The sequence below is a fragment of the Methylobacterium sp. E-016 genome (genome assembly GCF_022829745.1).
Lineage (GTDB): Bacteria > Pseudomonadota > Alphaproteobacteria > Rhizobiales > Beijerinckiaceae > Methylobacterium.
On record NZ_JAKSYF010000166.1, the window covers coordinates 1 to 22,177 of the forward strand.

The 22,177-nt window shown below is 71.3% G+C and carries 23 protein-coding genes and 1 pseudogene; 6 read left to right on the forward strand and 18 right to left on the reverse strand.

From position 1 onward, the window contains the following. Nucleotides 1-954: hypothetical protein (locus MKK68_RS24700; RefSeq protein WP_244033216.1), on the reverse strand; the 954-nt coding region annotated here is incomplete at its 3' end. 475 nt (nucleotides 955-1,429) lie between these two features. Between MKK68_RS24700 and dnaK the strand changes: the two genes are divergently transcribed. From dnaK to MKK68_RS24720, 4 genes are all read left to right on the forward strand, one after another. Then, nucleotides 1,430-3,346, forward strand: coding sequence for a molecular chaperone DnaK (dnaK, locus tag MKK68_RS24705; RefSeq protein WP_147728273.1), 1,917 nt, complete (start codon nucleotides 1,430-1,432; stop codon nucleotides 3,344-3,346). A gap of 212 nt (nucleotides 3,347-3,558) precedes the next feature. Beyond that, nucleotides 3,559-4,719, forward strand: a complete 1,161-nt coding sequence (dnaJ, locus tag MKK68_RS24710; RefSeq protein ID WP_147728272.1) for a molecular chaperone DnaJ — start codon at nucleotides 3,559-3,561, stop codon at nucleotides 4,717-4,719. A gap of 203 nt (nucleotides 4,720-4,922) precedes the next feature. Continuing rightward, complete coding sequence (locus tag MKK68_RS24715; RefSeq protein ID WP_147728271.1) at nucleotides 4,923-5,552, forward strand: class I SAM-dependent methyltransferase; 630 nt, start codon at nucleotides 4,923-4,925, stop codon at nucleotides 5,550-5,552. Nucleotides 5,553-5,673: 121 nt separating this feature from the next. Next, entirely contained in the window at nucleotides 5,674-5,994 is a 321-nt protein-coding gene (locus MKK68_RS24720; RefSeq protein ID WP_244033217.1) for a hypothetical protein, read from the forward strand. A 37-nt stretch (nucleotides 5,995-6,031) separates the two neighbouring features. On the opposite strand, the gene deoA is transcribed toward MKK68_RS24720, so the two are convergent. The 4 genes from deoA to cdd are packed head-to-tail and all read right to left on the reverse strand — an operon-like array spanning nucleotide 6,032 to nucleotide 9,332. Continuing rightward, nucleotides 6,032-7,342 (reverse strand): thymidine phosphorylase, encoded by a 1,311-nt coding sequence (gene deoA / locus MKK68_RS24725; RefSeq protein WP_244033218.1) that lies wholly within the window; start codon nucleotides 7,340-7,342, stop codon nucleotides 6,032-6,034. Then, nucleotides 7,339-8,085, reverse strand: a complete 747-nt coding sequence (gene deoC, locus MKK68_RS24730) for a deoxyribose-phosphate aldolase (protein ID WP_244033219.1) — start codon at nucleotides 8,083-8,085, stop codon at nucleotides 7,339-7,341. The genes deoA and deoC overlap by 4 nt, the downstream gene beginning before the upstream one ends. Nucleotides 8,086-8,113: 28 nt before the next feature. Beyond that, nucleotides 8,114-8,923, reverse strand: a complete 810-nt coding sequence (locus MKK68_RS24735) for a purine-nucleoside phosphorylase (protein WP_244033220.1) — start codon at nucleotides 8,921-8,923, stop codon at nucleotides 8,114-8,116. Then, a complete protein-coding gene (gene cdd, locus MKK68_RS24740) occupies nucleotides 8,916-9,332 on the reverse strand; it encodes a cytidine deaminase (protein WP_244033221.1) in 417 nt (138 codons plus the stop codon). The genes MKK68_RS24735 and cdd overlap by 8 nt, the downstream gene beginning before the upstream one ends. Nucleotides 9,333-9,469: 137 nt before the next feature. Here cdd and MKK68_RS24745 point away from each other — a divergent pair, with 137 nt between their 5' ends. Continuing rightward, nucleotides 9,470-9,688, forward strand: a complete 219-nt coding sequence (locus tag MKK68_RS24745) for a DUF2093 domain-containing protein (protein WP_147728475.1) — start codon at nucleotides 9,470-9,472, stop codon at nucleotides 9,686-9,688. A gap of 7 nt (nucleotides 9,689-9,695) precedes the next feature. Here MKK68_RS24745 and MKK68_RS24750 read toward each other — a convergent pair whose 3' ends face one another. The 8 genes from MKK68_RS24750 to MKK68_RS24780 all read right to left on the reverse strand — a co-directional run bounded on the left by MKK68_RS24750 (nucleotide 9,696) and on the right by MKK68_RS24780 (nucleotide 15,392). Continuing rightward, on the reverse strand, nucleotides 9,696-10,076 hold the full coding sequence (locus tag MKK68_RS24750) for a VOC family protein (RefSeq protein ID WP_147728474.1): 381 nt from the start codon (nucleotides 10,074-10,076) through the stop codon (nucleotides 9,696-9,698). A gap of 15 nt (nucleotides 10,077-10,091) precedes the next feature. After that, complete coding sequence (gene glp / locus MKK68_RS24755; RefSeq protein ID WP_244033222.1) at nucleotides 10,092-11,318, reverse strand: gephyrin-like molybdotransferase Glp; 1,227 nt, start codon at nucleotides 11,316-11,318, stop codon at nucleotides 10,092-10,094. A 187-nt stretch (nucleotides 11,319-11,505) separates the two neighbouring features. Beyond that, nucleotides 11,506-11,997 carry a cyclic pyranopterin monophosphate synthase MoaC gene (moaC, locus tag MKK68_RS24760; protein WP_147729090.1) on the reverse strand — a complete coding sequence of 164 codons (492 nt, stop codon included), beginning with the start codon at nucleotides 11,995-11,997 and terminating at the stop codon, nucleotides 11,506-11,508. 2 nt (nucleotides 11,998-11,999) lie between these two features. Then, the gene (gene trpC, locus MKK68_RS24765) at nucleotides 12,000-12,875 is read right to left on the reverse strand and encodes an indole-3-glycerol phosphate synthase TrpC (RefSeq protein WP_147729089.1); all 876 of its coding nucleotides are present in this window, start codon (nucleotides 12,873-12,875) and stop codon (nucleotides 12,000-12,002) included. Nucleotides 12,876-12,884: 9 nt separating this feature from the next. After that, on the reverse strand, nucleotides 12,885-13,898 hold the full coding sequence (trpD, locus tag MKK68_RS24770) for an anthranilate phosphoribosyltransferase (protein WP_243948423.1): 1,014 nt from the start codon (nucleotides 13,896-13,898) through the stop codon (nucleotides 12,885-12,887). A gap of 36 nt (nucleotides 13,899-13,934) precedes the next feature. Next, entirely contained in the window at nucleotides 13,935-14,582 is a 648-nt protein-coding gene (locus tag MKK68_RS24775; protein WP_147729087.1) for an anthranilate synthase component II, read from the reverse strand. 67 nt (nucleotides 14,583-14,649) lie between these two features. Continuing rightward, nucleotides 14,650-14,925 (reverse strand): VOC family protein, encoded by a 276-nt coding sequence (locus MKK68_RS29965; RefSeq protein WP_409567318.1) that lies wholly within the window; start codon nucleotides 14,923-14,925, stop codon nucleotides 14,650-14,652. Continuing rightward, entirely contained in the window at nucleotides 14,853-15,392 is a 540-nt protein-coding gene (locus MKK68_RS24780; RefSeq protein WP_409567319.1) for a VOC family protein, read from the reverse strand. Before MKK68_RS24780 ends, MKK68_RS29965 begins: the two co-directional genes overlap by 73 nt. Before the next feature lie 69 nt (nucleotides 15,393-15,461). Between MKK68_RS24780 and MKK68_RS24785 the strand changes: the two genes are divergently transcribed. Further along, a complete protein-coding gene (locus tag MKK68_RS24785) occupies nucleotides 15,462-15,902 on the forward strand; it encodes a MarR family winged helix-turn-helix transcriptional regulator (RefSeq protein WP_243937649.1) in 441 nt (146 codons plus the stop codon). Between the two features lie 2 nt (nucleotides 15,903-15,904). Here MKK68_RS24785 and trpE read toward each other — a convergent pair whose 3' ends face one another. From trpE to MKK68_RS24810, 5 genes and pseudogenes are all read right to left on the reverse strand, one after another. Continuing rightward, nucleotides 15,905-17,422, reverse strand: coding sequence for an anthranilate synthase component I (gene trpE / locus MKK68_RS24790; protein ID WP_244033223.1), 1,518 nt, complete (start codon nucleotides 17,420-17,422; stop codon nucleotides 15,905-15,907). A gap of 5 nt (nucleotides 17,423-17,427) precedes the next feature. Next, nucleotides 17,428-19,326, reverse strand: a complete 1,899-nt coding sequence (locus tag MKK68_RS24795) for a peptidylprolyl isomerase (protein ID WP_244033224.1) — start codon at nucleotides 19,324-19,326, stop codon at nucleotides 17,428-17,430. Nucleotides 19,327-19,451: 125 nt separating this feature from the next. Next, a pseudogene (locus MKK68_RS24800) lies at nucleotides 19,452-20,918 on the reverse strand (TadE/TadG family type IV pilus assembly protein). After that, nucleotides 20,903-21,616 (reverse strand): TadE/TadG family type IV pilus assembly protein, encoded by a 714-nt coding sequence (locus MKK68_RS24805; RefSeq protein ID WP_147728021.1) that lies wholly within the window; start codon nucleotides 21,614-21,616, stop codon nucleotides 20,903-20,905. The pseudogene MKK68_RS24800 and the gene MKK68_RS24805 overlap by 16 nt, the downstream one beginning before the upstream one ends. Then, nucleotides 21,616-22,177 (reverse strand): TadE/TadG family type IV pilus assembly protein (locus MKK68_RS24810; RefSeq protein WP_313899247.1); only part of this gene is annotated, 562 nt, incomplete at its 5' end. The genes MKK68_RS24810 and MKK68_RS24805, both read right to left, overlap by 1 nt.

Sequence of the window (22,177 nt, forward strand, 5' to 3'; positions counted from 1 at the left end):
CATGCCTTCCACCGGCGGCTTGCGACGGGGACGGGGCGTCGCTGCGGGCGTGGCCGTGGTGGTGACGGTGACGCCGAGGCGGGTGGCCAGCGCAAGGGCGCGGTTCTCGGTCACCCGGAGATGGCAGAAGCCGTGGGCGCCCTCCCGGGCGTAGGTCCGGCAGAGCTGCTCGCGGTCCGAGGAGAAGGCGGCCTGCTCCGTGACGATCGGCCGAACGTCCTCACGTCGGGCGCGCTGCGTCATCAGCTTGTAGTTCTCCCGCACCGCCTTGTCGGCGACCCCGCGGGCCGAGTCGAACTCGGCCGAGCGCGGGATCAGGCCGGCGGCGGCCGGCCCCCACAGGCCGACCGGGGCGGTGGCGCAATCCTGCGCCGAGAACGTGCATAGCGGGGTCGGGCCGAGGCTCGATACCAGCACGCCTCCTTCCGTCACGTCGAAGCGCAGCGGGCATTCGGCGGCGGCCGCCTCGTAGCGCGGCACGCCCTCGGGCTTGCCCTCGGAGGTCAGCGACACGGGCCCGCCGCCGCCGAGCGGCACCTTGCAGGATTCGGTCGGCTGCGAGACCTTGGTGCCGGGCAGCGTGATCCTGGCCGCCATCCCGGATCCCGAGCGCTCGAGCTTGAGGCTTCCGGTCAGGCCGTTGAGCATCAGCTCCTGCCCGACGACGCCGTCTTCCGAGGGCGCCTTCAGCACCACCGGCCGGGCGGGCGCCGCAGGGCGCGGCGCGTCGGGCAACGGTGCCGACGGATCGTCGGGAAGCGGCGTGCCGGGGATGGGTCCCGACGGCGGGGCGGTCGGGACGCCGCGCGGCGGAACCGGAGGCTTGGCTGCGCGGCCGATCCCGAACAGCTCCTCGAAGAAGTTCTGGGCCGAGGCTTCGCCGGGCATCAGGGCCGCGAGGGCGAGGCAGGGGGCCGCGAGCAACGGGAGGACGGGTCTGCGGGTCGGACGCATCGGGTCTTTCGGGCCGGGGACGGCGGCAGGTGGCCCGCGCGATGCCGGCCTCGCACCCTGCCGGACGCTCTTTACGAAGCGTTAACACGCCTTCGATGGCGCGGGCGTGGCCGAGGCGCAACAAAATGCAGGCCGGCACGACATCCGCTGCACGGGCCCACAGGTCGAATTTGGGTCACCGGGATGCAATGCAGGGGCGAGCCCGCGGAGAAACCGACCGTCCGGCGGCATTCGCCGAGCCGGCGCAAGGACTTGCACGGATCGCGCATCTCGGGGCCCGGCTTCGCCTTGCGAGCCCGCATCGCCCTTCTTATATCCGGCGAGACGCGGGATTAAGCATGGGATTGGAGCCGTTCGCGGCCCTTGTTCCGGCCCCGGTTCCGTCTCCACATCTTCTCACACCACACCGCCATGGGCCGAGCTGCTTCGGGGCTCGGCGGTCTGCTTGATCGCAACCAACAAAAGGGATCCCACCATGGGTAAAGTCATCGGCATCGACCTCGGCACCACCAATTCGTGCGTCGCCGTGATGGAGGGCTCGCAGCCCAAGGTCATCGAGAACGCGGAAGGCGCCCGCACCACGCCGTCCATCGTCGCCTTCACCGACGACGGCGAGCGCCTCGTCGGCCAGCCGGCCAAGCGCCAGGCCGTCACCAATCCCGAGCGCACCTTCTTCGCCATCAAGCGCCTCGTCGGCCGCACCTACGACGATCCGATGACGCAGAAGGACAAGGGCCTCGTGCCCTACAAGATCGTCCGCGGCGACAACGGCGACGCCTGGGTCGAGGCCGACGGCAAGAAGTACTCGCCGTCCCAGATCTCGGCCTTCACCCTTCAGAAGATGAAGGAGACCGCCGAGTCGCATCTCGGCCAGCCGGTGACGCAGGCCGTCATCACGGTGCCGGCCTACTTCAACGACGCCCAGCGCCAGGCGACCAAGGACGCCGGGCGGATCGCCGGCCTCGAGGTGCTGCGCATCATCAACGAGCCGACGGCGGCGGCGCTCGCCTACGGCCTCGACAAGAAGAAGGCCGGCACCATCGCGGTCTACGACCTCGGCGGCGGCACCTTCGACGTGTCGATCCTCGAGATCGGCGACGGCGTGTTCGAGGTGAAGTCGACCAACGGCGACACCTTCCTCGGCGGCGAGGACTTCGACAACCGCGTGGTCGAGTACCTGACCGCCGAGTTCAAGAAGGAGCAGGGCATCGACCTGACCAAGGACAAGCTCGCCCTCCAGCGCCTCAAGGAGGCCGCCGAGAAGGCCAAGATCGAGCTGTCCTCGGCGACCCAGACCGAGATCAACCTGCCCTACATCACCGCCGACGCCACCGGTCCGAAGCATCTCGCGCTCAAGCTCAGCCGCGCCAAGTTCGAGTCGCTGGTCGACGATCTGGTCCAGCGCACGATCGAGCCGTGCCGCAAGGCACTCAAGGATGCCGGCGTCTCGGCCTCCGAGATCGACGAGGTCGTGCTCGTCGGCGGCATGATCCGCATGCCGAAGATCCAGGAGGTTGTGAAGTCGTTCTTCGGCAAGGAGCCGCACAAGGGCGTCAACCCGGACGAGGTCGTGGCCATCGGCGCCGCGGTCCAGGCCGGCGTGCTCCAGGGCGACGTCAAGGACGTGCTGCTGCTCGACGTGACCCCGCTCTCGCTCGGCATCGAGACGCTGGGCGGCGTGTTCACCCGGCTCATCGATCGCAACACCACGATCCCGACCAAGAAGAGCCAGACCTTCTCGACGGCCGAGGACAACCAGAACGCGGTCACCATCCGGGTCTTCCAGGGCGAGCGCGAGATGGCGGCCGACAACAAGCTGCTCGGCCAGTTCGACCTGATGGGCATTCCGCCGGCCCCGCGCGGCATGCCGCAGATCGAGGTGACCTTCGACATCGACGCCAACGGCATCGTCAACGTGACGGCCAAGGACAAGGCGACGAACAAGGAGCACCAGATCCGCATCCAGGCCTCGGGCGGCCTCTCGGATGCGGACATCGAGAAGATGGTCAAGGACGCCGAAGCGAACGCGGAGGCCGACAAGCGCCGCCGTGAGCTCGTCGAGGTGAAGAACCAGGGCGAAAGCCTGATCCACGCGACCGAGAAGTCGGTCAAGGAGTACGGCGACAAGGTCTCGGAGGCCGACAAGGGCGGCATCGAGACGGCGATGACCGCGCTCAAGACCGCGCTCGAGGGCGAGGACGTCGAGACGATCAAGGCCCGCACCACCGACCTGATGCAGGCCTCGATGAAGCTCGGCGAGGCGATGTACGCTGCGAGCCAGACCCCCGAGGGCGGTCCGGACGCCGCCGCCGGCCAGGAAGCCAAGAAGGACGACGTCATCGACGCCGACTTCTCGGAGGTCGACGAGAAGGACCAGAAGAAGCGGGCGTAAGCTCCGCGCGCAGCCTGAAGCGGGGCCGGAGCGATCCGGTCCCGTTTTCGCTTGCGGGTTCGGCTTCGGGCCGTCATTCCGGGGGCCGCTCCGGCGCCCGCGCGGAGCGGGCGGCCGCCCGGGCGCGACACGACCCTTCAAGACGCGGAACAGCGACATCGCCGACTGCCTGGGGCAGGCGGACGGATTGTTAGGGACTATCGAGGCAAGGCATGTCGAAGCGGGACTATTACGAGATCCTGGGCGTCGCCAAGACCGCGTCGGACGGCGAGATGAAGGTCGCCTTCCGCAAGCTCGCCATGACCTACCACCCGGACAAGAATCCCGGCAACAAGGACGCCGAGATCAAGTTCAAGGAGATCAACGAGGCGTATCAGTGCCTGTCCGACGGGCAGAAGCGCGCCGCCTACGACCGCTTCGGCCACGACGCCTTCACGCAGGGCGGCGGCCAGGGCGGGCCCGGATTCGGCAACGAGTTCGGCGACTTCATGTCGGACATCTTCGACAACTTCTTCGGCGACGGCCGCGGCGGCCAGCAGCAGACCCGCGGGCGCGGCGGCGCACCGGGACGCGAGCGCGGGGCCGACCTGCGCTTCAGCCTGGAGATCTCGCTCGAGGAGGCCTTCACGGGGAAGGCCGAGACCATCAAGATCCCGACCTCGATCACCTGCGAGACCTGCGCCGGATCGGGGGCGAAGCCCGGCTCCAAGCCGCGCACCTGCCAGACCTGCGCCGGCTACGGCCGGGTGCGGGCGGCGCAGGGGTTCTTCGCGATCGAGCGCACCTGCCCGAACTGCCACGGCCGCGGCGAGATCGTCGACGACCCCTGCACGGCCTGCGCCGGCGCCGGCCGGGTCAACCGCGAGCGCACGCTGGCGATCAACGTGCCGGCGGGCGTCGACGACGGCCTGCGCATCCGGCTCGCCGGCGAGGGCGAGAGCGGCCTGCGCGGCGGGCCGGCCGGCGACCTCTACGTATTCCTCTCGATCAAGCAGCACGCCTTCTTCCAGCGCGACGGTGCCGACCTGTTCTGCCGGGTCCCGATCTCGATGGTGACCGCGGCGCTGGCCGGCGAGATCACCGTGCCGGTGATCGACGGCTCGCAGACCCAGGTGCGGATCCCGGCCGGGACCCAGACCGCCAAGCAATTCCGCATCAAGGGCAAGGGCATGCCGGTCCTGCGCACCCGCGAGGTCGGCGACCTCTACATCCAGGTCTTCGTCGAGACGCCGCAGAACCTGACCAAGCGCCAGCGCGAGCTGCTCCAGGAGTTCGGCCAGACCGCCTCCGACGACAATCATCCTGAGGCCGCCGGCTTCTTCTCGAAGGTGCGCGATTTCCTCGGCGGCTTCGGCGGCACCGCCCGCCAGTAGCGGGAAACGCAAGATGCGGGGCCGGGCGGATCAAAACCGGCCGGCCCCGGTTGAGCCTTCGGCCGAGGTCGCTTCGATCGCCGAGGCTGGTGTGATCGCAATGCGCTAGGCACGAGCGCAACCTTGCCTGTAAGACATGTGCCGACCGCTGCGCTGACCGCCGGGATCGCGACGTCGCGATCGGACCTGAAGGAAAATCGGACTTGCCGCCGCTACGTCGTTCCAGTGCGAAAGCCTCGTCCGTGAACGCGAAGGTGCGGCGCGATCCGCTGGAGGACGAGGCGCGGTTCCTCAAGTCCTGGCTCGAGCGCCCCCTCGTCACCGGCTCGGTCACCCCGTCCGGCAAGATGCTGGCCCGGACCATGGCGGCCTACGTCGATCCGGCCGTCTCCGGTCAGGTGATCGAGATCGGACCCGGCACCGGCCCCGTCACCGAGGCGCTGATCCGCCGGGGCGTCGCGCCCGAGCGGCTGGTGCTTATCGAGTTCAACCCCGATTTCTGCACCCTGCTGAAGCGCCGGTTCCCCGGCGTCACCGTGGTGCGCGGCGATGCCTACGACATTCGCGGCAGCGTCGGCGCGGTGCTGACCGGGCCGGCGGCCGCGACGGTCTCGAGCCTGCCGCTGTTCACCAAGCCGCTCGAGCAGCGCCTCGACCTGCTCAACACCGCCCACGACCTGATGCATCCCGGCGCGCCGTTCGTGCAGTTCACCTACGCCGTCGTGCCGCCGATCCCGGCGCGCTGCGCGCTGGGTAGCTACACCGCCAGCGGCTCGAACCGGGTCTGGCTCAACCTGCCGCCGGCCCGGGTCTGGGTCTACCGCCGGCCCTGATCGGCGGGGTGCCCCAATGCGAGCTGAGCGTAGGCCTCATGTCGCATTCAGGTGCTGGTTGCTACTTCTCCTCTCAAGGCCGGTGCGCGAGCAGCCGGTCGCCCGAGAAGGAGAACCGCCGATGTCCACGACGCCGACCCGAACCCGCCTCGCCCTCGCGGCCCTCGCGCTCGCCGGCGGCCTCGCCGTCGCGGCGCCGGCCCAGGCCGCACCGTTCGCACCCGCTCCGCTTGCCGGGGCCCCCGCCGACGTAGTCCAGGCGCAGTATGGCTACGGCTACGGTCACGGCCACCGTCATTTCGGCCACGGCCCGCGCCACTTCGGCTACGGCCCGCCGCGCCCCCGCCACTTCGGCTGGGGCGGCCCGCGCTTCGGCCATCATCACCATCATCGCGGCTACGGCTATGGCCGCGGCTACGGATATGGCCGCGGCGGCTGGTAGGCGAGACCGGGCCGGTGGTGAGAACCACCGGCCCCTTTCATGTCGTCGGGGCGATCCGCTCGAGCACAACCGGTCCCTCGGGCGGCCCCTCGGCCGGCGTCGCCCGGAAGCTGTAGGCCGCCCGCAACGCGGCCTCGGCCCGATCGGCCGCCGCCGCGTCGGCCGCGTGCACGATCCCGAGCCGTCCGCTCGCATCGCCCGGCCGGGCGAGCTGCGTGAATCCCACGCGCCCGTCGATCCCGTCCTCCGGCCGGGTCCGGCCGCCGCCGAGGCCGATCACCGCGAGCCCGATCGCGCGGGTCGCGACCCGTTCCACCGTGCCGACCGCGCGCACCTCGCGGATCACCGGCGCGGCCGAGAGGTGCTTTGCCGGCTTCTCGATCAGGTCGGCCGGGCCGCCGAGCGCCGAGACCATGCGCGAGAAGCGCTCTGCCGCCCGCCCCGAGGACAGGCTCGCCTCCAGCCGCACCGCGGCGTCGCGCGTGTCGGGTGCGAGCCCGCCGGCCACCAGCATCTCGGCCGCCAGCGCCAGCGTCACCCCGTGGAAGCGCGGCTCGCGGTGCCCGGTGAGGTAGTCGACCGCGTAGGCGATCTCCAGCCCGTTGCCGGCGGCATGCGCCAGCGGCGCGTCCATGTCGGTGATCAGCGCGACGGTGCGCAGGCCGGCGCCGTTCGCCACCGCGACGATGCTGTCGGCGAGCGCCCGCGCTTCGTCGATCCTAGCCATGAAGGCGCCGGAGCCGACCTTCACGTCCATCACGAGGCCGTCGAGCCCGGCCGCGAGCTTCTTGGCGAGGATCGAGGCGGTGATGAGATCGAGCGATTCCACCGTGCCGGTCACGTCGCGGATCGCGTAGAGCTTCCGGTCGGCCGGCGCCAGGTCCGCGGTCTGGCCGATGATGGCGCAGCCGACTTCCGAGACGACCCGGCGGAACCGGGCGAGATCGGGCGTCGCGTCGTAGCCGGGAATGCTGGCGAGCTTGTCGAGGGTGCCGCCGGTATGGCCGAGGCCGCGGCCCGAGATCATCGGCACGTAGCCGCCGCAGGCCGCGACCATCGGCGCGAGCACGAGGCTGACCGCGTCGCCGATCCCGCCGGTGGAGTGCTTGTCGAGGACGGGGCCGGGGAGGTCCCAGGCGAGCACGTGGCCGGACCGCGTCATCGCCCGCGTCAGCGCCACCCGTTCGGCCACCGACATCCCGCGCAGGAACACCGCCATGGCGAAGGCCGCCGCCTGGCCCTCGCCGACGCGCCCGTCGGTCAGGCCGGCGACGAAGCCGGCGATCTCGTCGGCGTCGAGCGCCTTCCCGTCGCGCTTGTCCCGGATGGTCTCCTGCGGGAGCCTCATGACGTCCCCTCCGGGGTCGCGGCGGCCATCAGCACGCCGAACAGGCTGCTGGCGCCGAGCCGGACCGTGGCGGGGCTCGCCCAATCCGGCCCCATGATCTTGTCGGCGAGCGCGAGGTAGGCGGCGGCGTCGGCGAGCGTCCTCAGGCCGCCCGAAACCTTGAGGCCGCCGCGCCCGGCCTCGCGGATCGCGCGCAGCATGGTCTCGGCCGCCTCGGGCGTCGCCGAGACCGGGCTCTTGCCGGTCGAGGTCTTGATGAAGTCGGCGCCGGCCGCGAGCGACAGCCGGCTCGCCGCGGCGATCGCGTCCGCGGTGCGCAGTTCCCCGGTCTCGAGGATCACCTTCAGGCCGGATTTCGGGCAGGCCTCGCGCACCGCCTCGACCATCAGGCGGGCGGTCTCCGCATCGCCGCGCAGCAGCGCCCCGTAGGGCAGGACGAGGTCGATCTCGTGCGCGCCGTCGCGCAACGCCTCCGCCGTATCGTCGACCGCGCGGTCCACGTCCTCGCCGCCCGCGGGAAAGTTGATCACCGTTGCGATCCGCACCGGGCCGCCCGCCAGCACGCGCGCCGCCTGATGCACGAATTGCGGCCAGACGCAGATGGCGGCGACGCCGCCCGCGCGGGCATCCCGGCAGAGCCCGTCGATCTGCGTGGCCGTGCAGGTGTCGCCGAGATCCGTCAGGTCGAGGAGCGCGAGGGCGCGGTGCGCGACCAGGGCCGGGTCGAAGGTCGGATCGGTCATGCGGGCGGACTCTCGAAGGGGCCGAGGCTCATGGATCGCCAGCGGGCAGGCCGGCGACGAAGCTTCGGATCAGGCGGATCAGGTCGGCGGCGGCGGCGGTCGCGGCCTGCTTGGTCTCGGCATGGTGCGGGTCGCCGTCGCCGATGCCGGCGGCGCGGTTCGTCACCACCGACACGGCGGCGACGGGCAGGCCGAGGAAGCGGGCGAGGATCACCTCCGGCACCGTCGACATGCCGACGAGGTCGGCGCCGAGCCGGCCGGCCATCCGCACCTCGGCCGGGGTCTCGAAGGACGGCCCGGAGAACCAGGCGTAGACGCCCGCGGGAAGGGGGATGCCGCAGGCCGCCGCCGCGGCGTCGAGCCGGGCAGTGAGGGCGGGGTCGTAGGCCCGCACCATCGGCACGAAGCGGGCGTCGCTCGGCTCGCCGATCAGCGGGTTCATCCCCGACAGGTTGAGGTGGTCGGACAGCCGCACGAGGCTGCCGGGACCGGCCTCCGGCATCAGCGAGCCGGAGGCGTTGGTGAGCAGCAGGCAGACGGCGCCGAGCGCCTGCGCCGCGGCGATCGGGATGCGCATCGCGGCCGCGTCGCCGTGCTCGTAGGCGTGGGCCCGGCCCTCGAGCACCAGCACCGGGCGCCCGGCGATCACGCCGCGATGCAGCCGCCCACGATGGCCGCTGACGCCGGCGCCCGGAAAGCCGGGGATGTCGGCATAGGGCAGCGAGACCGCGTCCGCGAGCGCGTCCGCGAGCCCGCCGAGCCCGGTGCCGGCGACGATGGCGCAAGCGTAGGGCCCGGCAAAGCCCGCCGCGCGCAGGGTCTCGACCGCATCAGCCACCGAGCGTCTCCGGTCCGAAGGAGGCCGGCAGCAGCGCCGCGAGGGTGAAGCTCTCCGCGACCCCGCCGGGCCCTGCGGCGTGGATCGGCGTCTCGGGGGCGGCGAACTCGCGGATGCGCTGGCGGCAGGCGCCGCAGGGCGTGACGAGGCCGCTACCGTCGCCGAGCACCAGGATCTCGCGGATGCGCCGGCCGCCGGCCAGGATCATCGCGGCGATCGCCCCGGCCTCGGCGCAGGTGCCGACCGGGTAGGCCGCGTTCTCGACGTTGCAGCCGGCATGGATCGCGCCGTGCTCGTCGCGGAGCGCCGCGCCGACCGCGAAGCGCGAGTACGGCGCGTGCGCCCGGGCGCGGGCCGCGGCGGCGGCGTCGAACAGGGCGGCGAGGTCGAGAGGGGGGGAGCCCGGCATCCGCGATCATTGGCACCGGCCGTGCCGGGCTGTCGAGAGGGCGGGCGAGGCGGCAGGGGCGTGCGCGCCGCCGGCTTTCGCTCGCCGAGCGCGCGTTCTAGAACGCTGGGAACGATTGTCATCATCCGGGGACGACGATGCTGGGCCGTTACGAGCGCGGAGCGGGGGGCGAGGCGGTCGTCGCCTATGGCGACGGCACGATGCGGGTGGTCAAGCCCGGCGCCTTCGTGCGCTGCGCCACCACCGGCGTGCCGATCCTGCTCGACGACCTGCGCTACTGGAGCGCCGTGCGCCAGGAAGCCTACGCCACGCCCGAGGCGGTGATGGAACGGCTGCGGCAGACCGGCCGGCCGTAAGCCGCGATCAGGCGTCGCGGCGTTCCAGCAGCTCGATGCGCACGCCGTCCGGCCCGTCGATGAAGGCGATCCGCAGCCCCGGCCGCATCGCCTTGGTCTCGACCAGCACCGTGACGCCGCGCGCCCGCAGGTCGGCGAGCGTCGCATCGATGTCGGCGACGCCGAGCCCGATATGCTCGATGCCGAGATGCGGCGCCCGCGCCGGCGGCGGCAGGTCGGCCGGCGCCTGCTCGATGAAGACCGTGAGGCCGCCGAGGTCGAGCACGATCCGGCTCGTCGGCGTGCCCTCGCGGCGGACCTCCCGCGCGGCGAGCTTGTCGACGTAGAAGGCGGCCGCGGCCGCCGCGTCGGGGCTGCGCAGGTGGACGTGGTCGATGTGGAAGTCCATCGGGTCCTCGCGGGCTCAGAGGAGGGTCCGGTCGAGCCGGATGATCCGGCACGGGTCGCCCGCCCGCGCGGCCGGCGCGTGCGGCGCGCGGATCAGCAGCGCCTCGGCCCGGCCGAGCACCGCCAGCATCGACGAATCCTGGCGCGATTCCGGATGCGCCACCGGCAGCCGGTCCGGTGCGGTGTCGAGCACGGCGCGCATGTAGTCCTGGCGCCCGTCGTTGGCGTCGAGGTCGCGGCCGAGGGTGGCCGGCTCGCTGCGGTCGGCGCCGGCACGCGGATCGCCGAGCAGCGCGCGCACGGCCGGCACGACGAAGAGCAGCCCGCACACGATCGACGAGACCGGGTTTCCCGGCAGCCCGATCACCAGCATGTTCCCGAGATGCCCGTGCATCAGCGGCTTGCCGGGGCGGAGCGCCACGCGCCAGAACCCGAGCTCGAGCCCCTCCGCCGCGAGCGCGGTCTGGACGAGGTCGTGGTCGCCGACCGAGGCGCCGCCCAGCGTCACGAGAAGGTCGGCCTCGGCCGCGCGTGCCCGCGCGAAGGCCGCCTCCAATGCCGGAAGCGTGTCGCCGGCGATGCCGAGGTCGATCGCCGCGCCGCCGGCGCCGTTCACCAAGGCGGCGAGCGCCAGGGCGTTCGAGGCGACGATCTGGTCCCAGGCCGGGACCTCGCCCGGCTGCACCAGCTCGTCGCCGGTGGCGAGGATCGCGACGCGGGGCTTGCGGCGTACCGAGACCCGTCCGCGGCCGGCGGCGGCGACCAGCGCCAAGCGGCGCGCATCGAGGGTGTCACCGGCCGCCAGCAGCCCGTCGCCCTCGGAGAAGTCGAGGCCGGCCCGGCGGACGAATTTTTGGGCGGTCACCGCTTCGAGGGCGCGGATCGTCTCGCCGTCGGCCTCGGCATTCTCCTGGATCAGGATCCCGTCGGCGCCCTCGGGGACGGGCGCGCCGGTGAAGATCCGCACGGTCTCGCCGGGGCCGATCGTGCCCGAGAAGCCGTGGCCGGCGGCGCTGGTGCCGACGAGGCGCAACGCGGCCCCGGCCGTCGCGTCGGCGGCGTGCACGGCGTAGCCATCCATGGCGGAAGCTGGGAAGGGCGGTTGCGTGCGGGTGGCGACGACCGCGGCCGCCAGCGTGCGCCCGGCGGCCTCCGCGATCGCGACCTCTTCGGCCGCGACCGGCCCGGGCACGCTCGCGAGGATGCGCGCGAGCGCTTCGGCGACGGGGATCAGGCCGCTCACGCGAGCGCCCCCGGTCCCGGACGCGCTCCGGTTTTCTCCCTCCCCCCTCTGCGGGGGAGGGTGGGCCTCGCGGCACCGAAGGTCGGGAGAGGGGGGCGACCTCTCCGGATGCGGCGTTCCCCTCTCCCGACCCGCTTCGTGGGCCACTCGCCCCCGCACAGGGGGGAGGGATGAGCGTCGAGGGCCATCACGCCGCGTCCTCCGCGCGGTACGCCCCTGAGCGGCCGCCGTCCTTGGCGAGCAGGCGGATGCCCTCGATCCGCATGCCGCGGTCGGCGGCCTTCACCATGTCGTAGACCGTGAGGCAGGCGACCGAGACGGCGGTCAGCGCCTCCATCTCGACGCCGGTCGGGCCCTGCACGCGGACCTCCGCCGTGAGGCGCAGGCCCGGCAGCGCGTCGTCGATCTCGCAATCGACCCGGACCTTGGTGAGCAGGAGCGGATGGCAGAGCGGGATCAGCTCGTGGGTGCGCTTGGCCGCCATGATCCCGGCGAGGCGGGCGGTGCCGACCACGTCGCCCTTCTTGGCATCGCCCTCGCGGATCAGCGCCAGGGTGGCGGGCAGCATCACCACCCGCCCCTCGGCGCGGGCGGTGCGGGTGGTCGCGGGCTTGTCGCCGACGTCGACCATGTTGGCCGCGCCGGTGGCGTCGAGATGCGTGAGGCGGGGTTCGTCCACGATCAGCCCTTCGCCTTCTTCGCGGCCTTGGGCCCGAACAGCAGGTCGTGCGTCGCCGCCGTCACGTCGTCCTGGCGCATCAGGCTCTCGCCGACGAGGACGACGTTGAGGCCGTGGCGGCCGAGCCGGGCGACGTCGGCATGGCCGCCGATGCCGCTCTCGGCAACCGCGATGCGGTCGGGCGGGATCTCGGCGCCGAGCGTGATCGCGGTCTCGAACGAGACCTCGAAGGTCTTCAGGTTGCGGTTGTTGACGCCGATCAGCGCGGTGCCGAGCGGGATCGCGCGGGCGAGCTCGGCAGCGTCGTGCACCTCGACCAGCACGTCCATGCCGAGCTCGTGCGCCGTCTCGACCAGGGCTTCCGCCTCGTCGTCGTCGAGGCAGGCCATGATCGCCAGGATGCAGTCGGCGCCCCAGGCCCGCGCCTCGTAGACCTGGTAGGGCTCGAACAGGAAGTCCTTGCGCAGCACCGGAAGCCGGCAGGCCTCGCGCGCCTGGGTGAGGTATTCGGGCCGGCCCTGGAACGAGGGCTCGTCGGTGAGCACCGAGAGGCAGGTGGCGCCGCCCTTCTCGTAGGCGGCGGCCAGCGCGGCCGGGTCGAAATCCGCCCGGATCAGGCCCTTGGACGGCGAGGCCTTCTTCACCTCGGCGATCAGCGCCGGGCGCCCTTCCGCCACGTGCGCCCGGATCGCGTCGGCGAAGCCCCGCGGCGGCGAGGCCTTGGCGGCGCGCGTCTCCAGCTTGGCGAGCGGCACCCGCAGCTTCGCTTCGGCGATTTCGCGGCGCTTGTAGGCCTCGATGCGGGCGAGCACGCTCGAGCGATCGGTCGCCGGCGGCTCGGTCGGAGGCGGCGGTTCGGCGAGGGCGTCGGTGGCCATCGGTATACCCTATCCGTTCGAGACCGCGACGAGGCGGGCCAGCGTCGCGCGGGCCGCCCCCGAATCGATCGCATCCTGCGCCTGCGCGACGCCGTCGGCGAGGGCGTGCGTCAGGCCTGCGACCACGAGCGCGGCGCCCGCATTCAGAACCGCGATGTCCCGGTAGGCGTTGCGCGTGCCCGACAGGACGTCGGCCAAGGCGCGCGCGTTGTGCTCGGGATCGCCGCCGCGCAGCGCCTCGAGGTCGTGCAGCGGCAGGCCGACGTCGCGCGGATCGACCGCGAAGGTCGAGATCCGGCCGTCCTCCAGTGCCACCACCTGGGTCGGGCCGGTGACGGTGATCTCGTCGAGCCCGTCCGAGCCGTGCACGGTCCAGACCCGGCGACTTCCGAGCTCGGCGAGGACCTGCGTCAGCGGCTCGGCCCAGGCCGCCTGCGACACGCCGAGCAGCTGGCATTCGACGCCGGCCGGGTTCGAGAGCGGCCCGAGCAGGTTGAAGATGGTGCGCACCGGCAATTCCGAGCGCACCGCCGCCACGTGCCGCATCGCGCCGTGGTGGGTCTGGGCGAACATGAAGCACAGGCCGGCCTGCGTCAGGCACCGGCTCAGGCCCGCCGGGTCGAGCCCGAGCCTGACGCCGAGCGCCGCCAGCACGTCGGCCGCGCCCGAGCGCGAGGTCGCGGCGCGGTTGCCGTGCTTGGCCACCGGCACGCCGCAGGCGGCGGTGACGATCGCGGCCAGCGTCGAGACGTTGTAGCTGCCCGAGTGGTCGCCGCCGGTGCCGACCACGTCGACGCTGCCGGCCGGCGCTGCGACCCGGACCATGCGCGCGCGCATCGCCTCGACGGCGCCGACGATCTCGTCCGGCGTCTCGCCGCGGACCTTGAGGCCGACGAGGAAGGCGCCGGCCTGGACGGGCGTGACCTCGCCCGACAGCAGGTCGTCGAACGCCGCGCGGGCTTCCGCCCGGTCGAGGGAGAACCCGGCGGCGACCTTGGCGAGATGGGGCTTGAAGGATTCCATCGGCTCGACGGGCGACGCGTTCGCGGGAATCCCGCGTCAATGCACGCCGGGACGGGCCTTGTCACGTGCCTGGTCCCGCCCGCGCGCCCGGTTCCACGCCGTCGCGATGTCGAGGAAGTTCTGCAGGATCCGCGTGCCGTGATGCGAGAGGATGCTCTCGGGGTGGAACTGCACGCCGTGCACCGGCAGGTGCGCGTGCTCCAGGCCCATGATCAGGCCGTCGGCCTCGGCGGTCACCGTCAGCGCCTCGGGGCAGCCGGCGCGATCGACCACCAGCGAATGGTAGCGCGTCGCGTCGAAGCTGTCGTTGAGCCCGCGGAAGATGCCCTTCGCGCCGTGGCGGATGGTCGAGACCTTGCCGTGCATCGGCGCGGGCGCCCGCACCACGTCGCCGCCGAAGGCCTGGCCGATCGCCTGGAGGCCGAGGCAGACCCCGAAGATCGGGATCTCGCCCGAGAGCTCCCTGACCGCATCGAGGCAGATGCCGGCCTCGTTCGGGGTGCAGGGCCCGGGCGACAGCACCAGGGCGTCGGGCGCGCGCGCGCGGATCTCGTCGACCGTCACCTGGTCGTTGCGCACCACGTCGATCGCGCCGCTGAGCGGGCCGATCAGATGGACGAGGTTCCAGGTGAAGGAATCGTAGTTGTCGATGACGAGGACGGAGGGCGTCGGCGCGGGTTCCATGACCGACGATCTGGCCCGGCCGGCGGCGCCGGTCAAGGCGCCGGGCGCGTCTGCCGCTTCACGCCGGTCAGGCCGCCACCCTCGGCCCGACCAGGGCGAACAGCGTGCCCTGCGGATCCTTGGCCTGGATGATCCAGGCGCCCCCCGGCACCGCGTGCGGGCCCTGCAGGACGGTGCCGCCGGCCGCAGCGACCCGCTCGGCCGCGGCGTCGATCGATTCGACGGCGATGTAGAACAGCCAGCACGGGGCTGCCGGCATCGGCGAGGTCATCATCCCGCCGAGGTCGACCCCGTGGCGGGCGAAGACCTGATAGGTGCCCATCGGCCCCATATCGACCGCCATGGACTTTTCCCAGCCGAACAGGCCGGCATAGAAGGCGAAGGCCGGCTCCCCGTCGCGGGCGTGCCCGGCGGCGGCATCGGCGGCGGCGTCCCGTCGCCGCGAAACAGCGCGAAGGCGGCGCCCTGCGGGTCGGCGGCCATGCAGAACCGGCCGACGCCCGGGATGTCGCGCGGTCCGAAGGTCACGCGCCCGCCGGCCGCCGTCACGCGCGCGGCGGAGGCGTCCACGTCGGCGACCGCGACGTATCCGAGCCAGCCCGGCCGCGCGCCGGCGGGGGGCTCGCATCCGGTCGGGGCCATCATCCCGCAGATCCGGACGTCGCCCGCCCGCGCGATGCGGTAGTCGACCCCGGGCATCCCCGCATCGGCGATGCTCCAGCCTGCGACCGCGCCGTAGAAGGCCTGCGCCGACGCGATGTCGGGCGTCGTCAGCTCGTACCAGACGAAGGTGCCCGCGTGATCCGCCACGGCCTCGGCTCCCGGAACAGGCGCGTTTGTCGCATTGCGATTTGAGTTGATATCAACGTAATTCGACGGATGTCAACCGTCGTCCCCTTCGCGACCACCGCCGCCGTCCGCGAGACGTGCCTCTGCCTGCATGCCCAGCGCGCGGCCCGCGCCCTCGGTCGCCGCTTCGACGACGCGCTGCGGCCGCTAGGGCTGACGAGCGGGCAGTTCTCGCTGCTGATGTCCCTCAACCGGCCCGAGCCGGCGCCGATGGCGTCGGTGGCCCGCCTGCTCGCGATGGACCGGACGACGCTCACCGCCGCCGTGAAGGTTCTGGAGCGGCGCGGCCTCGCGACGGTCGCCGTCGATCCGAAGGACCGGCGCGGCCGCCTCCTGGCCTTGACGGAGGCCGGTCGCGCCAGCCTCGCGGCCGCGGTGCCGGTCTGGCGCGAGACGCACGCGGCCGTCGATGCGGCGCTCGGCGGGGTCGATGCGGATGCCTTGCGGACCGCGTTGCGCGCGCTCGGCTGAGCCTACTGCCCGCGCTTCGCCTGGGCCGCGAAGCGCACCGCGTCCTCGGCCGCGCGGAACAGGGCGCGGGCCTTGTTCACGCATTCCTGCTGCTCGGATTGCGGATCGGAATCGTAGACGATGCCGGCGCCGGCCTGCACGTGCATGCGGCCGTCCTTCACGATCGCGGTGCGCAGGACGATGCAGGTGTCCATCTCGCCGCGCGCGCCGAAATAGCCGATGCAGCCGCCGTAGGGCCCGCGCTTCTCGCGCTCGAGCTCGTCGATGATCTCCATCGCCCGCACCTTCGGTGCCCCCGAGACCGTGCCGGCCGGGAACCCGGCCGCGAGCGCGGCCAGGGTGTCGTGCCTCGGGTCGAGGTCGCCCTCGACGTTCGAGACGATGTGCATCACGTGGCTGTAGTATTCGAGGAAGAACGAGCCGGTGACGGTGACGGTGCCGAGCCTGGCGACGCGGCCGACGTCGTTGCGGCCGAGGTCGAGCAGCATCAGGTGCTCGGAGCGCTCCTTGGGGTCGGCCAGCAGCTCGTCGGCGAGCGCGCGGTCCTCGGCCGGCGTCGCGCCGCGGCGGCGGGTGCCGGCGATCGGCCGGATCGTGACCTTGCCGTCGCGCACCCGCACGAGGATCTCGGGCGACGAGCAGACGACCTGGAACTCGCAGAAGTCGAGGTAGCACAGGAACGGCGCCGGGTTCGTGCGCCGCAGCGAGCGGTAGAGCGCGATCGCCGGCAGGGTGAACGGCGCCTCGAAGCGCTGCGACAGCACCACCTGGAACACGTCGCCGGCGGCGATGTATTCCTTCGCCTTGGCCACCATCGCGAGATAGGCCTCCGGCGAGGTGTTCGAGACCGGCTCGGGCCTCGCGACCGCGGCGAGGTCGACCCGCGCCTCGATCGGAAGCGGGCCTTCCAGCGCCTCGGCGATCCGGTCGAGGCGCGCCAGCGCCGCCTCGTAGGCGGCCTTCGCCGTCACCCCGGCCGCCGGGCGCACCGGGCAGACCACGGTGATCAGGTCGCGCACGGAATCGAACACCACCATCACCCGCGGGCGCACGAGGATGGCGTCGGGCACGTTCAGCGGGTCGGGATTGGGCTCGGGCAGCCGCTCCATGGCGCGGACCATGTCGTAGCCGAGATAGCCGAACAGGCCGGCCGCCATCGGCGGAAGCTCGGGGCCCTCGCCCTCCACGATCGCGCTCTCGGCGATCAGCGCGCGCAGCGACTCGAGCGGCGCGCGCGCGTCGGCGACGAAGGCGGAGAGGTCGTCGCGGGCGAGCGCGGCGCGGCCGTCGCGGCAACGCCAGGCGAGGTCGGGATCGAGGCCGATCATCGAGTAGCGCCCGCGCACCACGCCGCCCTCGACCGATTCGAGCAGGAAGGCCGGGCCGGAATGGCGGCTGCGCAGCTTGAGGAACGCGGCGACCGGCGTCTCGAGGTCGGCCACCAGCGTCAGGTCGAGGAGGACCGGGCGACCGGCCTCGTAGGCCGCCGCGTAGGCGGCGTAGTTGGACGCGTCCGCCATCGGCCCTAGTACTCGCCGCCGATCGCGCGCCGCAGCGCCGCCTGGTTGACGCTGACGCCGGCGTTCTTCTGCACCTCGGCGATGTATTCGCCGAGCACGTCGTCGGCCAGCGCGGTGCGGAAGTTGCCCTCGATGGTCTTGTCGGCCGGGCTGCCGGCGACGAAGGCCGGCATCGTCGCGGCTTCGACCTTGTAGACCGCGCGCGCCTCGCCGGACGCGGCCGAGCCGGCCTTGCCGACGGCGGTCGCGAAGATGCGGTTGACCACGTCGACCGTCAGCGCGTCCTTGGCCTGATTGCGGGCCAGATCGTCGCCCTCCTGCGGGTTGACGCCGATCTCGGTGCCGAGCGCCGCGATGGTCTCGCCCTTGTCGAGCCGCTCGGCCAGAGCCTTGCCCTTGGCCTGCAGCAGGCGCGAGACCTCGGCCTCGCGCCAGCCTGCGGCGACCGCGTCGCGGACCTCGTCGAGGGGCTTGTCGTGCGCCGCGTCGATCTTGGTCACGTCGTACCAGACGTAGCCGCCGGCCTTGGTCCGCAGCGGCTCGTTGTCGCCGCCGATCTCGGCGCGCAGCAGCGCCGGCAGCGTCGTCTCGGAATCGGGGATGCCGGCCACCGTCCGGCCCGCCGGATCCTTGCCCTGCGCGTCGACGCCCGCGATCGTCACGATCGGCAGGTCGCGCTCTTTGGCGATGTCGGCGAGCGGCTTGGCGCCGGCGCGCTGGTCCTCGATCGCGTCGTGGATCTTGTCGACGCCGTCGCGGGCCCGCGCCAGCGCGATCTGCCTGCGGATCTCCGGCTCGACCTCGGCCAGCGTCTTCACCGTCGCCGGCTCGATCGCGGTGACGTGGAGGAGCACCGTGCCGAAGCGGCCCTTCACCGGCTGGCTGGTGCCGTCCTTGTCGAGGCCGAAGGCGGCATCGGCCACGGCCGGATCGAACAGCTCGGCCCGCGTCAGCGTCCCCAGGGTCAGGTCCTTGCCGTCGGTGCCGCGCTCCTCCGCCACCGCGGCGAAGCTCTTGCCGTCGGCGATCGCCTTGCGCGCCGCCTCGGCGGCCGCGGCATCGGGGAACACGATCTGCTGGATCGTGCGCTTCTCGGGCGCGCCGAAGCGCGCCTTCTCCTGGTCGTAGACCTTCTGCACCTCCTCGGCCGAGACCGCGTCGGGCTTGGCCATCGCCGCCGGGTCGAGCACCAGCAGGGTCGCGGCGCGGTATTCCGGGGCACGGTAGGCCGAGCGGTTGCCCTCGTAATAGGCCTTCAGCGCGTCCTCGCTCGGCGCCGCGACCTCGCCGGCGGCCGAGGGCGGCAGCATCAGGTAGGCGGCCTTGCGCCGCTCGGTGGCGTACCGATGCACCGCCAGGCGCATCGCCTCCGGCACGTGCAGGTCGGCGGAGACCGCCTCGGCGAGCTGCAGCCGCGCGATGACGGCGCGCTGCTCGCGCACGAACATCGCCTCGTTCAGGCCGGCGCGCTGGAGGGTCTGGTAGAACAGCGCCGACTCGAACTGGCCTTGCGCGTTCTGGAAGCTCTTCTCGTCGTGGATCGCCCGGATCACCGAGGCGTCGGGCACCGCGAGGCCGAGATCGGAGGTCTTCTGGTCGAGCGACGCCTCGGTCACGAGCTGGGACAGCACCTGCCGGTCGACGCCGAGCGCCCGCGCCTGATCCGGGGTCAGCGTGCGCCGCATCTGCGTCTGGTAGCGCTGGAGCTGGTTCTGGTAGGCGGTACGGACGGCCTCGGCCGTGATCGGCGTCTTGCCGACGGTGGCCACCGCGGTCGACGAGCCGCCGCGGAAGAACTCCTCGACGCCGAAGACCGCGACGCCCGCGATCAGGAAAGTGAAGATCACCGTCAGCACGATCTTGCCGAGCCAGTGCTGGCTCGCGTTGCGGATGTTCTGCAGCATTCTCTTAGCTTACGCGCGCTCGGATCGCCGGAGGCATCCGGCCCTGTCGGGCGCCGCGAGGCGCCGTCCTTCGATCCGCCCGCGATAGCCTAGTCCGCACCGGCAGGCAAAGGCCGCCGCCGAGCCTACTGCGTCAGGCGGGTCATCTTCACGGCGCGGTCGAGCATCGCGCTCAGCGAAGCGTTGATTTCGTCCGCCGAACTGGCCGTGAAGAAGAAGCCCGGCGAGGCGCAGCTCTTGAGCGGGGTCGAGAGCGTCGGGCTGAATTGGTTGACCTGATTGTTCTCCCAAGCCGTATAGGTTCCGTCGTTGGTGGAGTTGATCGTAATATAGGGGATGTAGAGGACTGAAATTGTCGCGCCGGCGTTCTTCAGCGCTGTGCAAGTGGACGGGTCCATCTGGGCGGGGCTGGAGCCGTCCCACCACGCGTTGGCATAGCCGTTGAACTTCGATGGGTTTCCAGGATACGTGTACTTTCCGTTCTTCCAAAGATAGTAGTGTTGACCGTTCTGCATTCCGTCCGTGATGAGAAACACGAACGGCTTCGGGTTGCTGGTGGACGAGCCATCACCGTAAGCCGAGATGGTCGACTTCATCTGAGGCAGGGCCACCTCGAAATGCGTCCCGCCGCTCCCCGTGCCGGTGCTCGGATCGCCGTTGACGGAGAGCTGGGTGGTGTTGGTATCGAGAAGATTGGTGAACGCCATTGGCGGTTGCTTCGTGCATTCGGCCGCCGTGTTCGCCGTGGCAAGGTTGCTGGAGAGCGGAGAAAGCGTCGCCAACTGATTGATGAACGGATAGATGCCGACCCGGTACTGGTTCGGGACGATCATTTGGCTCGTGGCACGCTGAAGCAGCGAGCAAACGGCATTGTTGACAGAATCCGAACGCAATTGAATCGGTTTCGGTTTGTAATTGACTGCCAGGTTCCACCCGTTGGCTCCGGGCCAGTGGCAAGCGAACATGCATCCCTGTTTGGAATCGGTGAGCGTCGATTCGACGTTCATGCTGGCGAGCAGGTTCATGTCGCTGGCCGAGGTCGGCAGCCCCATCGATCCCGACACGTCCACCATCACGTAGAAGTCGAGGTAGCTTGCAAGGTCGGTCGACGCGGTCACCGTGTTGGCGAGGGGGGTCGTCGGCGTGCGGAAGATCCGGCCGAAGGTGTTCGTCACGGTGGCGGTGTAGGCGACCGTCGACGTCAGGGATTGGCCGTCCGGGGCCAGCTGCGGCGTCTGCAGCGTGTAGGTGGTGAACGGCACCTTCCCCGCGTTGACGTTGAAGACGTTGGTGGCCTGGGTGATGCCCGCAGCGATCGCCTTGGCGGTGAGGTTGGGCTGGCCCTAGTTGGCGGCGATGTAGGCCTTGGCCGTCGCCACGGCCGCGACCGCGGCCGCGTCCGCCGCGCCGTCGAGCTTCGTCTTGTTGGTGATCGCGACGCCGTAATCGACCCCGAGCCCGATGAGCCCGACCAGCGGGATGAGGCTGAGGCCGAAGATCATCGCGACGTTGCCACCCCGTGCCTCCGCAAAGCTCGGACGCGAGATGGCGTGCCGGTCTGCCCGGCGAAGGCGGTTCAGTAGCCAGAACATTTCGTGGCGATCCCGTCGCTGTTCGCGGTGTCGTAGTTCACGAGGGTGGCGTAGCGCGGCTGGACGTAGACCGAGCGGGCGATCTGGCTGCCTGAAAAGAACTTGGCGCCGAAGGTCGGCTTGAAGGTGAATGCCACGTCGATGACGATGATCGAGCCGGGACCGTAGACCGAGCGCGGCAAGGTTCCGACGTTCGGCGCGGCGGTATTGTCGGCGGGCAGCAAAGGCGTCCCGCAGGAGCGCTGGGTGCTGCCGGACGTGCCCGTGCTCGTCCACACGACGTTGGCCGTGTAGCAGGCGCTCATGTCGGCCGGGTCGTTGCAGGCGGTCGACTTCTGCGTGAAGGCGACGCTGGCGTACTTGATGGTGATGTCGTTCGACCAAAGCACGTTCTGCCGGGCCGCATCCTTCATGACGTAGGGGAACAGCACGAGCGCCGAATCGAAGCTGAAGTGAAGGTCGGTCGCGTTGACCGTGGCGATCGTGGCCCCCGGCGGCGGCGGCACCTGTGAGATCATCTGGCTGATCGAGTGCGCGACGAGCTCGACCTTGCGCGTCGCGTTCACGTACGTGACCAACTGGATGCCGCCGAGCATCAGCGCGAGCAGCACCGGCAGGACGAGCGCGAACTCGACCGCCGACAGCCCGCGCCGGTCGTCGCGGAAGCGTTGCGTGAGGGATGGCCGACGGGGTGCCATCAAAACTTCTCGTTGCGGAATGCCGCCGTCGAGATCGCCAGGTAGCTCGTGGAGCCGTCGGTGCCGAGCATGGATGCGAAGACGCTCGGCAGGACCGAAATCGGGTAGATGACCTGCAGGTACTGATAGTCTCCAGCATTGCCGAGATCGTACTGGCCCGATCCGCTCGTCTGGGACGGCACCAGGAGGCCGCTGACGTCCGGCTTGACGAAGGCGTAGTAGCCGCTCTTCGCGCCAAAGGTCGGCTGCACTTTGTAGAGGTTCACCACGACGTTCCCGCACGACATCACGGCCGGCAGCCTGCTGCAGAGCGCGGTCTTGAACGTCGCCTGATCGATGCCATTGATCTTGGCTTTGCCGATCATCACCTGCCGCGCGGCCTGACTCGTCGCGTAATCGAGCCGCTGGTTGACGAACATCACCAGGGCGACGGCCATGACGAAGGCGATCGTCAACAGCAGCATCGGCGCGACGAGAGCGAATTCGACCGCCGTCGCTCCGCCTCTCGCCTGAAGGAATGTCCGTGGACCGCGCATGCGCCGTGATCGCATGTCAGGAATT